The organism is Rickettsia felis URRWXCal2 (genome assembly GCA_000012145.1).
Classification (GTDB): domain Bacteria; phylum Pseudomonadota; class Alphaproteobacteria; order Rickettsiales; family Rickettsiaceae; genus Rickettsia; species Rickettsia felis.
Genome location: CP000053.1, coordinates 1,004,873 through 1,019,169 on the forward strand (window position 1 = coordinate 1,004,873; position 14,297 = coordinate 1,019,169).

Consider the following 14,297-nt stretch of genomic DNA (forward strand, 5'->3'; position numbering starts at 1 on the left):
TTTATGGATTCCTGCTTTCGCAGGAATGACATCCTGAACATTCGTACACTGGTGGGACAAGCCACGTGATGACACCGATTATACTACACATCCAAATTCACGACATTTAATGCATTAGCTTGGATAAATAATCTACGAGGTTCAACAACGTCACCCATTAAAGTAGAGAAAATGCCCTCCGCTTCATCGACTTCCGCAACTCTTACCTGAAGCAAAGTTCTTTTTGCAGGGTCAAGAGTAGTTTCCCATAATTGGTTGGAATTCATCTCACCAAGACCTTTAAAACGCTGAATACTTATACCTCTTTTTCCGCATTCTATAATAGCATTTAACAACTGGCTTGCTGTTAAAATACCGAATTCCTGACTTTTCACTATAAGCTTTAATTGCTTATCGAATATATCAAAAATTGTTAAAGCAAGCTTTGATATTTGTACAAACTCAAATGATTCTAATTGCTCTTTCAACAATATTTTACTTTCTTTTAAGCCTCTGCTAAAACGGAAGAACTCTACTTTATTTTCATGTTTTAAAACTTCCCAATTAGTTTTATCGGGCGACTCTTCTAAGCTATTTAAAACATCTAAAGCTTTTTGAAGCCTTGAATCACTCTCTAGCTCAAATATTTTGTTATTAAGTAAGTCATTAATTGCAAGAATTTCAGTAATTGAGCGATTAAATTTTTTGCTAGCATGATCAAGCAAACCGTTAAACTTAACTACTTTATTAATTAGCTCTTCTAAATTATCGCCTACTAACTGTTCTTTACCGTCTAGAGTTAAGGTTGCATCATTGATAGTTGATTTTATCAAATAATCCTGCAAAGCTTGCTCATTCTTTAAATAAAACTCGGCTGCTCCTTTCTTTACCTTATAAAGCGGTGGCTGAGCTATATATAGATAACCTTTATTTATTAGCTCAGGCATATGACGATAGAAAAACGTGAGTAATAAAGTTCTAATGTGCGAGCCGTCAACATCAGCATCGGTCATAATAATAACTTTATGGTATCTAAGCTTTTCTAAAGAAAATTCTCGGTTATCGACACCGGTTCCAAGAGCCGTAATTAACGTACCGATTTGATCCGAACCGAGCATTTTGTCAAACCTTGCTCGCTCAACGTTCAAAATTTTACCACGCAGAGGCAATATAGCCTGAATTTTACTATCCCTACCCTGCTTTGCAGTACCGCCCGCAGAGTCTCCCTCAACAATAAACAATTCTGAAATTGCCGGATCTTTTGCATGGCAATCGGCAAGCTTACCAGGTAAGTTCGAGACTTCTAAGGCTGATTTTCTTCGAGTTAGCTCCCTCGCTTTTCTAGCAGCTTCACGAGCATTAGCTGCTTCCATAATCTTAGCTATAATTGCCTTTGATTCCGCCGGATGCTCTTCAAACCACTCAAGAACCTTTGTATAAACGGCATTTTCAACAACCGGTCGTACTTCGGAGCTTACTAGCTTATCTTTTGTTTGAGAGGAAAATTTAGGATCAGGAACTTTAACGGAAAGTACGCAACATAAGCCTTCTCTAGTATCCTCACCGCTAAAGTCATTTTTAGATTTTTTATTAAGACCCGTAGTATCAAGGTAAGAGGTAATAACACGTGTTATTGCTGATTTGAAAGCACTAAGATGAGTTCCGCCGTCACGCTGCCTAATATTATTAGTAAAGCATAAAATATTCTCATGATAAGAATCGTTCCAGTGCATCGCAAGCTCAAGGCTAATACCGGATTCGGTGTTCTCTGTATTAACTACTATACATGGATGAACAGCATGTTTGGCTCTATCTATATATTTTACATAAGCTTCTATACCGCCTGTATAATAAAACTCTACTTCTTTAGCTTCTTCAAAGCGATTATCGACGAGTAAAATCTTTACACCTGAATTTAAAAAAGCAAGCTCACGAAGACGATGCTCTATAGTGCCGAAATCAAATTCTATATTAGTAAATGTTTCTACAGACGGAAAAAAAGTAACTTCCGTACCTTTTTTATTAATATCTTCATTTACAACCGCAAGCGGAGCTTCTGTTATACCATTATTAAATCTAATCAAATATTCCTTATTATTACGCCAAATACGTAATTCAAGCCACTCTGAAAGAGCATTTACCACCGATACGCCGACGCCGTGCAGACCGCCTGAAACCTTATAGGAGTTCTGATCAAACTTACCTCCGGCATGAAGCTGCGTCATAATTACTTCAGCTGCCGATATTCCTTCTTCTTGATGAATTTCAACGGGTATACCTCGCCCGTTATCGGACACGGTTACCGAACCGTTTTTATTTAACGTTACTCGGACTAAATCACAATAACCGGCGAGCGATTCATCGATAGCATTGTCGACTACTTCATAAATCATATGATGTAGACCCGATCCATCTCCAACATCCCCGATATACATTCCTGGTCTTTTCCTTACGGCTTCAAGACCTTTTAAAACCTTTATAGAATCAGCACCATATGATGATTCATTAAATTTTTCTTCAATTTCCGACATAATCCGACACAATATTTATTTGTTGCTAGAAACAATAAAAATAACTATAACGTAACTTATTAGAATAGTAAAGTTTCTTGATTTAAAATTAGCGAGATAGCAAAATAACATTTTGATATCGTCATTGCGAGGAAAAATTGAAAATTTTGACGAAGCAATCTCAGGATATTCGACGAGATTGCCGCACTCCCTATGGTCGCTCGCAATGACTATATGGCAATACCGAATTAATGAGATAACAAATGAATACATTAAAGTTAAAAAATATTTTCGACCTAATTGATGATTATGACGTGTTTTTATTTGATCTTTGGGGTGTAATAATCGAAGGAGGACATACTTACCCGGACGTCGTAGAAAATATTAATAAAATTATTAAACGGAAAAAAGTATATTTTGTTACTAATGCTCCGCGAAATATTTTTTCGCTGCATCAAACAATTAAATCTTGGGGAGTAAACGTGCTACCTGAAATGATTATTAGCTCAGGTGAAATAGCTGTGCAAATGATCCTAGAAAGCAAAAAACGATTCGGTATTGAAAAACCGGTAATATATCACCTAGGACATTTAGAAAATGATATAATAAACGGAATTCAATGTCCTATCACCGATGATATTAACAAAGCTAATATTTTCTTAATGACTATTTACAGAGACGAAAACGAAAATTTAGATTTAAACGAATTCGATGAGTTATTTAAAATTGTTGTACAACGTAAAATGGTTAATATTTGTGCTAATCCTGATCTTGGAATAAATCAACACGGTATTTATAGATATTGTAGCGGCTATTATGCCGAGAAAATAAAGCAGCTTGGCGGAAAAGTAATTTATAGCGGTAAACCATATGAAGACACATATAGCAAGATTTTAAAAGAATGTCATAATACCCCTAAGAATCGTATGTTAATGATTGGCGACACTTTTTACACCGATATACTTGCAGCAAATCGCCTTAGTATAGATTCCGGTCTAGTGTTAACCGGAAATTCTAGAGAATATCATATTAATTTTGATAATATTGATGAAAAACTAGATAGTTTAACGAAAGCTGCTATTAAACAATCGATTATGCCTAGTTTTGTAGTGAGTTTGTCTTAAATAGCTTTATCATCATTGCGAGAAAAAACTGTAAGTTTTGACGAAGCAATCTCGTGCTAAAGTCCTGAGATTGCCACGCTCCTTTTAGTCGCTCGCAATGACGGATAAACTATATTCCCTCGCAATGACGGATAAACAACAACTCTATTGATATTTTACTCATAATCTGCTATAGAGTAAAACTTAAGCGGTCGTGGCGAAATTGGTAGACGCGCAGCATTGAGGGTGCTGTTCTGTAAAAAGATTGGAAGTTCAAGTCTTCTCGACCGCACCACTCGCCGGTTTTTCACAAAGTCAAATTAGCGACCTCTTTCTATAGGTGTTTCTTTTCTCTGTTCTGAGACCATTGCTCTAAAGCTTTTTTGTTTCGGTACTTTAGATTCTATATTTACTCCTAGCTTTTTCTTATTAGCGAATGTCTGCACTGATTGTACAAATGATGCGAAGATTTTTTTATCACGCACCACCTCTTCAATTCGATATTTAGGCTCTGAACTGAACATTTCAGGATGAAACTGAAAAGTACGAATCGGTGCGCCAAACTGTGATTCCGTTCCTTCTATTTCTCCGTGCTCGGTTGTTGCTGATACTTTTAGTAACTCTTTTTTATCTATCAGCCTATCTTTTCCCCCTATTTCTTGTACCATATTACTATGACTAGCCCCAAAGTTTTGTTTTGGTATTTCTTTTAACGGGGAATTCATTTTTATTATGGATGCTAATTCTGAAGTAGGTTCAATAATTATAGAATCATGTTCATGATTAGGTGCAGTAGCTATTTTTCCTTTAAGATAGGTACTTTAAGATAGGTATTAATAATTTGATGCCCCCCGCAAATTCCCATTATCGGCATCCCTTTTTCTATAGCAACTTCTGCCATAACCATTTCAGCAAGAGAGCGTGCAAAATCAGGTTGACCTGTTTTTATGTTTACCTCCCCTCCAAAATGCTTAGCTACTTCCTTATCAACTTCTCTATTATTGCCCGGAATAACTAATGCATCCTTACCAGCTAACAATTCTTTTGCTTTTTGTTTCGCTTCATTTATTACCTCTTCATTAATCTTTTTCTCTGTATTAGCTGATTCAGGTACTATTGCTCTGAAATCAATATATTCTACATCTCCACCTTGATAAATAAGCTTTGTTTTCTCTTCATTTGCATATCGTCCTCCAATTTCGAGATTATAACTTAATGCAATTTTAGGTCTTGGCGGTAAATCTTCAAAACGTTCTGTTTTTGTAATTTTTGTATATGCCGTCTCATTCAACTCTTCTGCACGTTTATTTAACATATCGGAGATTTCGGTATGCCCCAATAATTTGCTCCAATATAGTGGAGTATTTCCGGCCTTATCGGTAATATTTACTGTTTGATAGTAATCAAGATATTTATCAAACATCTGAATTTTTCCTTGTTGAGCTGCTAAATGTAAGCAAGTCTCACCATTACTATTTCTTAAATTAAGAGCTTTTTCTTTAACTTTTTCTATTAACAGTGCAGTTACATCTACGTTTATATCTCCTGTACGTTCTAGTATAATACTTAGAGCAGTATTACCGTTTTTATCCACTTGATTAGGATCGGCTCCATTATTTAGTAACGTATTAACAATATTCACACCTCTTGGTAATGCTGATAAAATAATGGGGTTTTCATGCCGGTCCAATACATTTGGATTAGCTCCTTTTTTTAATAAGCTATTAATGATACCTAACTCTCTGCTTCTTATAGCCTCTAAAATTATAGGGTCTTTAATTTTATCAATTGCATTCGGATCAGCACCGTAATCTAATAAAACCTTAACAATATCTAAATTTTCATTGTTTATAGCAGAACGAATACAAAGCTTACCATATTCATCTAATGTATTAGGATTTACCCCTGCTTGTAATAGTTTCTGAACCTCTTTTAGATTATCCTCCTGAATTGCCTCAATCAATAATTCTTTCTGATAATTCATAATTCCCTTTCCAATATCTTAATAAAAATATACTAATTTAAGGATATAATTAACATGTTAGACTTGTCAATATTATACAATATGGATCTTCCGACAAATAAAAAACTATTGCTTATTTGTACTCTTTGATTTATATTGATTAGCAAATTGTATACAATTCTGTGCCAAGCCTAGCTAACCAGCTTTAAACAATTATAATAAGTCTATAATAAACTATTAGGTAAATAGGCCATGCCTAATTTCAATATATTTAAAAGCATCTTACCTGATCATCATGATCAATTTGCCGAGATTTTTGATCAAATTAATGATCTGATTGAAGATCACAATTATGATGCTGCTGCAAGTAGGCTGGCCAAACTTCATTATGCCGATTTAGCTGATTTCTTAGATAATCTTAACAATAAAACATATAAAATAATTATTCCTTTATTACAGGATGAAATTAAGCCTGAAACGTTAGTATCGTTAAATGCTTATAGTAAGCCTTTAATAATAGAAACTTTAGGCATAAAAAAATCTGCAGAATTAATCAATAAGCTAGTTATAGAAGATGCTATTGAAGTAGTAATCGATCTAGACGATGATATAAAAGATCTTATTCTAAGTAATCTTACTAAAGAAAAAAAACACCAAATTACCGTAGGTTGTACATATCCCGAAAATACGGTAGGTAGGGTAATTGAGCGAGATTTTATTAATCTTCAAGAAGGATGGACGGTCGAGGAATCATTAAATTTTATCAAAAACGTAAAGAATGACTTTTATGCGGCAATCGTTACAGATAATAAATTACGCCCTATCGGTATTATTTCTCTTAGCACACTAATTAAAGGCAAAAAAAATGAATTAATAAAAGATTTGATGAGCAAAGATTTTAAGCTTGCAGATGCTTTTACCGACTTAAATGAACTAAGCTTCATTTTTAGACAATATGCTTTAACTATTGTACCGGTAGTAAATAAAAGCGGTAAGTTAGTAGGTAGTGTATCAATCGATAATATAATTTATATTATCGAAGAACAAGCCGGAAAAGATGTATTATCATTAAGCGGGGTACACACTCAAGATACTTTCTTCAATGTATTTTATACCGTTAAACATCGTTTTCCTTGGCTCTTTGTTAATCTAATCACTGCCTGCATGACCTCACTTATCATTAACCATTTTAACGACACTATTGCAAAACTTGTAACGCTTGCAGCCACTATGCCTATTGTAGCTTCAATGGGCGGAAATGCCGGAACACAGGCCATGACCGTTACGGTTAGAGCCCTTGCTAATAAAGATATTCATTATAATAATGTCAATAAAGTTATATTAAAAGAAATAGCCGTATCGGCTTTTAACGGTTTTGTACTTGCAATTATCGGAGCAGGACTTAGCTTTGTGATGTTGCTTGACTTAAATCTCAGCGTTATTTTTGCTATTGCAGTTATTTTAAATTTTTTAGTAGCTGGATTATTCGGCTCTGCTATTCCTATAATACTGCATTATTTTGATATAGACCCCGCTGCAGGCTCCGGCGTATTTCTAACAACCATAACCGATGCTCTAGGTTTCTTAACTTTCTTAAGCCTTGCTCATATTTTTTTAGTGTAATATCTATTCAAATAAAAATACATACACATTACAGCAAACAGTAGCTATAGCTCCAAGACATTTACATATACCGCAACTTGTATCCTGATTTTCAGACTCGGTAATATTATTAATATTATTCTCATAAGATATATTATTATCTCTTGGTATATTCTGATTATTATTATTGATATTCGAGTCTTTGAACAATAAATTTGCAACAGTTAGTATTAACTCACCCTGTGATGCAGTTAGATTAGTATTATTTAAGGAGCTAGATTGTGCATACTCTTGTACTTCTAAACTATTACGGTTTGACATAGTTACATTTTGACTTTAGGATTAATATTTAAAATTATATAACAATAATTTTTAATCTGCAGCTATTTATTATTAAAATTTTTTAATTAATAGCCCACAAATTATAATGAAATAAGAAATAACTTTTATGGAAGATATAAGCTCTTGGAAAGAAAAGTTTGAAATTTGTGTTTATAGTAAAAAATTACTCGATAAACTCGAATATTTAAATACTAAAGTAGAAAATCCTATAGATATCCTCGAAATCAAAAAAGGTATCTACTATGCACGTAAATATCACGGTTCTCAAATGCGTCAATCAGGCGATCCTTATTATTCGCACCCAATTGAGGTAGCAATTATGCTTGCTGAATTTGTAGCTGAAGAAGCACCTAAGCTTTATAACGTTATTATGCTGCAAGCTACTTTACTTCATGATACTATTGAAGACACCGAATTAACTGAAGAAGCAATTACCGAAATTTTTGGATCGGAAGTAGCAAAACACGTAGAAGGTCTAACTAGAATTAAATCTTACGGGAAGATAAGTAGCGGAGAAAGCCTAAACTTACTAATTAAAGAGAAAAGATACAATACAGCATTAATAAAATTATTTGATCAAATTCATAATGTGCAAACTTTGGGAGTTAAATCACCTGAGAAAGCTAGAAAAATTATTGAAGAGACTTTAATAAATTTTCTTTTAGTCACTGCTAATATAAATTATAAACTAGAACGAGAATTTGCTGAATTATGCCTAAAAGTTTTTAATATCGAACTTGAAAGACAAAAAACTTTTTCTAATAATAACTCTCTGCTTCCTCCTCTAACTTTATAAAATGATTTACTCCTAATGTATAACCAATTAGAATTGGAATAATAAAGAATAATAATCCCCAGTGATTAAAATAATCTATCAAGTAAATTGTTCCAAAAGAAGAAACTGCAAACATTAAAGCTCTTGATAAAGCAAATATAAAACTGCCGCATGTAAAACGTTTTAATACCGGAAATCTTACATAAAACACTGCACCTGCCGGAAAAGTAGTAGGGGCAAATACTACAATAAATAATTGGAATAAAAGTAATTCTATAGTATTTGAAATATTGTTTAGTAAGATAGGAGACATAATAGCTACAATAGAAAATATTATTAACCTTACCTTAAGGACTTTTAAAGGATGTATTTTACAAACCAAATAAGTAACAATTATTGTACTTATTAATTCTGTACCACAAACAATAAAATTTTGATGAATTACTTGAGCGGCACTGTAATTAAATGAGTTTTTTAGCATATTACCGCAATAAATATAAACAATATAAAACCATAACGGGGCTCCACAATGTATAAAAAAGAAAGCTATTGCCGTTGTTTTATTAATTTTTTCACTCCAAATAGGGCTTGATTTTAGCCTATTACTATCTATTCCCGCTTGTGCTACAGTTTTCTTTATTCGTCTTTTTGCATCAATGAAATCCGGAGTCTCTCTAAGATTTGTCCTTGCAACAGCACCAACTATAGCAATAGCTGCTCCAAACCAAAATGCAATACGCCAATCAAGTCCAAAAGAAGTAACAAGTGTTCCTACCGCCAATGCTACGGTTGCACCTAAAGTTACAAAAACAACAAGCGAAGCCACTACTCAATAATGTTGAGGAATTTTTGTCATTTCGGTTAGATAAAGCTCGGCACCTACTACCTCCCCCATAGAGGACATCCCCTGAGCGATGCGACACGCAGTTACTACAAAAGTTGCCGTAATACCAATTTCGGCATAAGTTTTTAAATTAGTCATTATAAGACAACAAATCGACATTAAAAAAGTTGTAATAATGACCGTTGCCTTACGACCTATAGTATCTCCTATCCAACCGAATATTAAAGCACCAATAGGTCTAAATACATATGTTGAACAATATGCAATGGCAGAATATAGAGAAGCAGCTCGTGCATCGGCTTCAGGAAAAAATAGCTCGTTAAGTAGTACCGCCATGTGTACATAAAGCATGAGATCAAAATATTCAAGAAACGTACCTATCGATAATAGCCCTATTGCTTCTTTTTGATTACGGGCTAAACTCTTTTGCTCTTTTGCGTAACTTAACATGCTTTTTTACAGATTAGTTAAAATTAATAAAGAACTATCTTGTTTTATATAAAAATAAAAGTCAATTTAAAAAAATTAGATTTTATAGCATTACTAACTAAAGATAAATGTCGTAATGAGCTGAGCGACTGAAAGGAGCGTATCAATTTAAGAAAATAATTAAAAAAAAATGCTAGTTTACAGAGTTTTTAACTAGATTACTTAGTCAATTACTTTGTAATTTCCTTGCAATGGTATTGATTTATTAAATAATCTATCTTTATTTAGCAATGCCAATAAATTTCTAATTTAATACTTGCAATTTATCTTATAATTACTTATATTCAGATTCGCTTAGATTAAAAAACACTAAGGCGTTTTATATGTAATTAATTTTGATCCCCTTAAACTTTTTACATTAAAACGCCGTTGTTAGAGGATATCGGTAAATAAATTTTAATTAGTAATTAAAGAGCTTTTTTAGCAAAAATTCATAAGATTTTTGAAGGAATATTATCAATATTTCAAAAAAATCTTATAATTTGTAGCAAAAAAGAATTAAATTATCGGTTAAAATTTATTTACTGATGCCCTCATATTTAAGCGGGTGTAGCTCAGGGGTAGAGTGCTACCTTGCCAAGGTCGAAGTCGAGGGTTCGAATCCCTTCACCCGCTCCAAATACTCATTCTTTGTTAGTCAAGATTTTTATATACCGCATCTCTTTTCCCTATTTTTATAACTAACACGGTAACCTCGTGATCTTTAATTTGACATATTAATCTATAGTCTCTAACTCTATAACGCCATAATTTAATTATACCGACACTTTTGAGCTGTAGACCATGATTTCTAGGTGAAATAGATACATTTTTAATAAGATACTGATAAATAGCTTTCTTAACATCTTTTGTAAGTTTGCTAAATTCTTTATCAGCACTTTTGGTAAATTCAATCTTCCAAACCATATTTTTTCTTAATATCTTCTAATGAAATTACTTCTTCCCCTTTTTCTATACGAGACAAAGCAATTAACAAATCTGCTTTTTCTTCTATATAACTTTCTATTGCTTTACGTATAATATATCCTTTTGGTCTATCGATTTCCTTAGCAACATTAGAAAGTATAATATCTAGTTCATTAGAAATTCTAGTAGTTATAACTGTCATAAAAATAGCCATTTATCGGTTTTGTGATAACTTATAATAATATTAAATACATTTAAATACAATGCATTACCTTTGATTAACTTTATATTTTTATTTTACCCTTGCATAAAAGCGTTTAGCTAGCTATTTTTATTTTATTAGACTTCTTGCATAATGTAGCTAATAAGGATAAATTTGTAGGAAACACGGCACGCAGCACCCAACGTACAAAAAAGTACGTGAGGATATGAGTACCGGATTGACGTATACCTTTAGAAAGAGGTTATACAGGAAGACTATTGCAACAATTAGGAAATTACATATGTCAGCAAATACGCAAGATAATCAAGCAAATAATAACGACACTATAGAGATACAGGAAACTGAGGTAGTGCCTGTAGAAACAAATTCTTTACAATCGGGGTTAACAAGCTTAACACCGATGGTTTTAATTTTTGCCGTATTTTACTTCTTATTATTACGTCCGCAAGAAAAACGACGCAAAGAAAGAGAGAAATTAGTAAGTGAAGTTAAAAAAGGCGAAGAAGTTCTAACAAATAGCGGCATTTACGGTATTGTGACTAAAGTAAGTGAAAATGACAATAATATTGAAATCGAAATAGCTAAAGACGTACGTATTAAAGCTTTAAAAAGTGCTATTGTTGATATAACAAGTCGTACAAAAGAAGTAGCAGTAAAAAAAGAAAATAACAAAAAAGATAAGAAGGTAAGCGGTGCAAAATCTTCCTAAATGGAAAATTTTTCTTTCAATTATATGTACGGTTTTTGCGGTTATTTGTGCCTTACCTAATTTCATGCAGGTAAATTCTAAGTTTCTGCCTCATGATTCAGTAAATCTAGGGCTTGACCTTAGAGGAGGAGCCCATTTATTACTCGATGTTGATTTTGACACCTACTTAAATGATTCAATGGAAAATCTTGCTGACACTTTACGCAAAAATTTTCGTGAGGATAAAATCGGCTATAAAAATCTGTTAGTTAGACAAAATAGCATTCAATTAGAAGTAAGATCGCCTGAGGAATTAAAGCCGTTAAAGAAAATAATTAACAAAATTGATCCGGAAATTATCGCTGAAGTAAACGAAAATAAAATAAAGCTTAGCTACAGCGAATCTAGATTAAATGACTTACTTAATAAGGTAGTAGACCAATCTATTGAGATCGTTCGCATGAGAGTTGATAGTACCGGCACTAAAGAACCGACACTACAGAAGCAAGGCGATAAGCATATATTACTACAAGTTCCCGGCGAAGAAAATCCCTCTTACCTGAAGAATATATTAGGGAAAACTGCAAAGCTAACTTTTCATTTAGTTGATGAAAATGCCAATATTGAAGAAGCGGTAAAAGGACATGTTCCGGTAGGTTCAATGCTAGTTAAGGGAGATAGCGAAAGTCATAGGGAATATTATGTAGTTATAAAGAAAAAAGTTGTTTTGGGTGGAGATCAGCTTACAACCGCTTCAGCTTCTTTTGACCAAAATTCACAAGCGGTAGTTGCTTTTTCTTTCAACAATTTAGGTAGTAAAATATTTGGTGAAATAACCAAAAATAATACCGGTAAACGCCTTGCTATAGTTTTAGATAATAAATTACTAAGTGCTCCAACGATAAACGGGGCAATTATGGGCGGAAGCGGTATAATAACAGGAAATTTTACCGTTGAGTCGGCAAATGAGCTTGCACTATTATTGCGAGCCGGTTCGCTCCCTGCCCCACTTAAAATTATTGAAGAGAGAAGTATAGGTCCAAGTTTAGGTGCTGATTCTATAGAGTCGGGCAAAAAGGCAGGACTTATAGGGTTTATAGCAGTTTGTATATTTATGGTTTGGTCTTACGGTGTACTTGGTTTATTTGCCAATATAGCTCTAAGCCTTGCATTGTTATATATTCTAGCTTTACTTTCACTTTTCCAAGCTACTTTAACTCTCCCGGGAATTGCAGGAATAATACTAACTATGGGTATGGCTGTTGATGCTAATGTATTGATTTACGAAAGAATTAAAGAGGAGCTGCATAAAGGAGTTTCTAATCTTTATGCTATTAGAACCGGTTTTGAATCTGCGTTTGCTACTATCCTTGATTCTAACCTAACTACTTTAATCGTTGCTTTTTTACTTTATATATTCGGAGTCGGGGCAATAAAAGGTTTTGCCGTTGCATTAACAATCGGGATTATATCTTCAATGTTTTCGGCGATTATCATTACTAAATTGTTAATAGATATTTGGGTGAAATATTTTATACCTAAAAAATTAGGATTGGTGTAAGAGAAGCCAAGGTGTCATACCGTGGCTTGTCCACGGTATCCAGTAAAACAACTAAAAATATCAATAATATTGATATTTTTAACTAGACCCCGTGGACAAGCCACGGGGTGACAATGGTGGACAACGAAGAAATAGGTAATATATTATGAAAATGCAATCAAATGTTATAAAAATAATTATCGTAATTAGCTTATTAATAGGAGTAGGAGCATTATATTTGTTGTTATCTTTAAGAACGCCTGAAAAACCGCTTGCCGGTCAAGTTAATATCTATGAAGATAACGTAAAAATCGGCGGTGATTTTGAACTAATAGACCAAAATGGAGAGATATTTAATAGTGATGAGTTGAAAGGCAATTTAAGCCTCATTTATTTTGGATTTACTAGTTGTCCTGATATATGCCCAACTTCTCTAAATAAAATGACGGAGATTGTAGAAATTTTAAATAAACATAAAATAGATATTCTACCTGTTTTTATCACTATTGACCCAAAACGTGATACTCCTATAGTACTTAAAGAATATCTAAAACATTTTCATCCGAAATTTATAGGTCTTACCGGTAACGAGCAGCAAATAAAAGGTGTAACCGATAAATTTAAAGTTTTCTATGCTCGTGTAAATGGTGATGATGACGACCCGAACTATATGCTTGATCATTCATCTTTTACCTATTTAATCGATGCAAACGGAAAATATCTGAAACATTTCTATTTAGATTCTTCACCTAAGGAAATTATGGAGTTTTTGAAAGGCAATTAATGAGTAACTATATATTAACTGCATATTTATTTACTTTTTTAGTTTTAGCAATATTACTAGGCTTAAGCTTCTTAAATTACAAATTAGTTGAAAAATGCAAAAGAGAGTAAGAAATAGATTAATAACAATAATTATTTGTTTCTGCTCTGCAGCTCTTGGAATTAGTATAGTACTTTACAATTTAGAGAAAAATATAGTATTTTTTTTGCCGCCGTCAAAAATTAATGAAATAGAACAAGGCAAAGAGTTAAGAGTCGGCGGGCTTGTTAAAATAGACTCAATAAATAAAATTGCTGCTGATAAGATAAGTTTTGTTATTACCGATAATATTAGGGATTTAGAAATATTATACCAAGGTGTACTCCCTGCTCTATTTCGTGAAGGACAAGGAATTATTGCCATAGGGCAATTATCGGACGGAAAATTTATAGCAAGACAATTACTTGCAAAGCATGATGAGAATTACAGACCTCCGAGTTAAAGCACTCGGTGTCATACCGTGGCTTGACCACGGTATCCATAAAAACAACTTAAATTACAGGTTGTTTA

General features: G+C 33.2%; 13 protein-coding genes, 2 tRNA genes and 1 pseudogene. 9 read left to right on the forward strand and 7 right to left on the reverse strand.

Annotated features, from left to right (window positions below):
• Positions 1 to 83: 83 nt before the first annotated feature.
• Positions 84 to 2,510, reverse strand: a complete 2,427-nt coding sequence (gene gyrB, locus RF_RS05080; protein ID WP_011271270.1) for a DNA topoisomerase (ATP-hydrolyzing) subunit B — start codon at positions 2,508 to 2,510, stop codon at positions 84 to 86.
• A gap of 242 nt (positions 2,511 to 2,752) precedes the next feature.
• Here gyrB and RF_RS05085 point away from each other — a divergent pair, with 242 nt between their 5' ends.
• On the forward strand, positions 2,753 to 3,613 hold the full coding sequence (locus RF_RS05085; protein WP_011271271.1) for a TIGR01459 family HAD-type hydrolase: 861 nt from the start codon (positions 2,753 to 2,755) through the stop codon (positions 3,611 to 3,613).
• A gap of 187 nt (positions 3,614 to 3,800) precedes the next feature.
• Positions 3,801 to 3,887, forward strand: a tRNA-Leu gene (locus RF_RS05090).
• Positions 3,888 to 3,912: 25 nt separating this feature from the next.
• Here RF_RS05090 and RF_RS05100 read toward each other — a convergent pair.
• Positions 3,913 to 5,576, reverse strand: a pseudogene (locus RF_RS05100) (ankyrin repeat domain-containing protein).
• Positions 5,577 to 5,807: 231 nt separating this feature from the next.
• Here RF_RS05100 and mgtE point away from each other — a divergent pair.
• A complete protein-coding gene (mgtE, locus tag RF_RS05105) occupies positions 5,808 to 7,178 on the forward strand; it encodes a magnesium transporter (RefSeq protein WP_011271274.1) in 1,371 nt (456 codons plus the stop codon).
• A 3-nt stretch (positions 7,179 to 7,181) separates the two neighbouring features.
• Here the strand turns inward: mgtE and RF_RS05110 are convergent, their stop codons facing one another.
• Positions 7,182 to 7,478, reverse strand: a complete 297-nt coding sequence (locus tag RF_RS05110; protein WP_011271275.1) for a hypothetical protein — start codon at positions 7,476 to 7,478, stop codon at positions 7,182 to 7,184.
• Between the two features lie 127 nt (positions 7,479 to 7,605).
• Here RF_RS05110 and RF_RS05115 point away from each other — a divergent pair, with 127 nt between their 5' ends.
• Positions 7,606 to 8,295: an HD domain-containing protein gene (locus RF_RS05115; protein WP_011271276.1), complete on the forward strand. Its 690-nt coding sequence runs from the start codon at positions 7,606 to 7,608 to the stop codon at positions 8,293 to 8,295.
• On the opposite strand, the gene RF_RS11555 is transcribed toward RF_RS05115, so the two are convergent.
• Positions 8,258 to 9,100, reverse strand: coding sequence for an MFS transporter (locus RF_RS11555; RefSeq protein WP_011271277.1), 843 nt, complete (start codon positions 9,098 to 9,100; stop codon positions 8,258 to 8,260). The two genes, RF_RS05115 and RF_RS11555, sit on opposite strands and share 38 nt — an antisense overlap.
• Before the next feature lie 3 nt (positions 9,101 to 9,103).
• On the reverse strand, positions 9,104 to 9,568 hold the full coding sequence (locus RF_RS11560) for an MFS transporter (RefSeq protein WP_011271278.1): 465 nt from the start codon (positions 9,566 to 9,568) through the stop codon (positions 9,104 to 9,106).
• Between the two features lie 582 nt (positions 9,569 to 10,150).
• Between RF_RS11560 and RF_RS05125 the strand changes: the two genes are divergently transcribed.
• A tRNA-Gly gene (locus RF_RS05125) sits at positions 10,151 to 10,225 on the forward strand.
• 15 nt (positions 10,226 to 10,240) lie between these two features.
• Here RF_RS05125 and RF_RS05130 read toward each other — a convergent pair.
• Entirely contained in the window at positions 10,241 to 10,513 is a 273-nt protein-coding gene (locus RF_RS05130) for a type II toxin-antitoxin system RelE family toxin (RefSeq protein ID WP_011271279.1), read from the reverse strand.
• Complete coding sequence (locus RF_RS05135) at positions 10,497 to 10,727, reverse strand: DUF6290 family protein (protein ID WP_011271280.1); 231 nt, start codon at positions 10,725 to 10,727, stop codon at positions 10,497 to 10,499. Before RF_RS05135 ends, RF_RS05130 begins: the two co-directional genes overlap by 17 nt.
• Before the next feature lie 289 nt (positions 10,728 to 11,016).
• Between RF_RS05135 and yajC the strand changes: the two genes are divergently transcribed.
• The 4 genes from yajC (at position 11,017) to ccmE (ending at position 14,229) form a co-directional block, all read left to right on the forward strand.
• Positions 11,017 to 11,445: a preprotein translocase subunit YajC gene (gene yajC / locus RF_RS05140; protein ID WP_039595119.1), complete on the forward strand. Its 429-nt coding sequence runs from the start codon at positions 11,017 to 11,019 to the stop codon at positions 11,443 to 11,445.
• A complete protein-coding gene (gene secD / locus RF_RS05145) occupies positions 11,429 to 12,985 on the forward strand; it encodes a protein translocase subunit SecD (RefSeq protein ID WP_011271282.1) in 1,557 nt (518 codons plus the stop codon). Before yajC ends, secD begins: the two co-directional genes overlap by 17 nt.
• Before the next feature lie 145 nt (positions 12,986 to 13,130).
• Entirely contained in the window at positions 13,131 to 13,748 is a 618-nt protein-coding gene (locus RF_RS05150; RefSeq protein WP_011271283.1) for an SCO family protein, read from the forward strand.
• Positions 13,749 to 13,842: 94 nt separating this feature from the next.
• Entirely contained in the window at positions 13,843 to 14,229 is a 387-nt protein-coding gene (gene ccmE / locus RF_RS05155) for a cytochrome c maturation protein CcmE (protein ID WP_011271284.1), read from the forward strand.
• Positions 14,230 to 14,297: the final 68 nt, after the last annotated feature.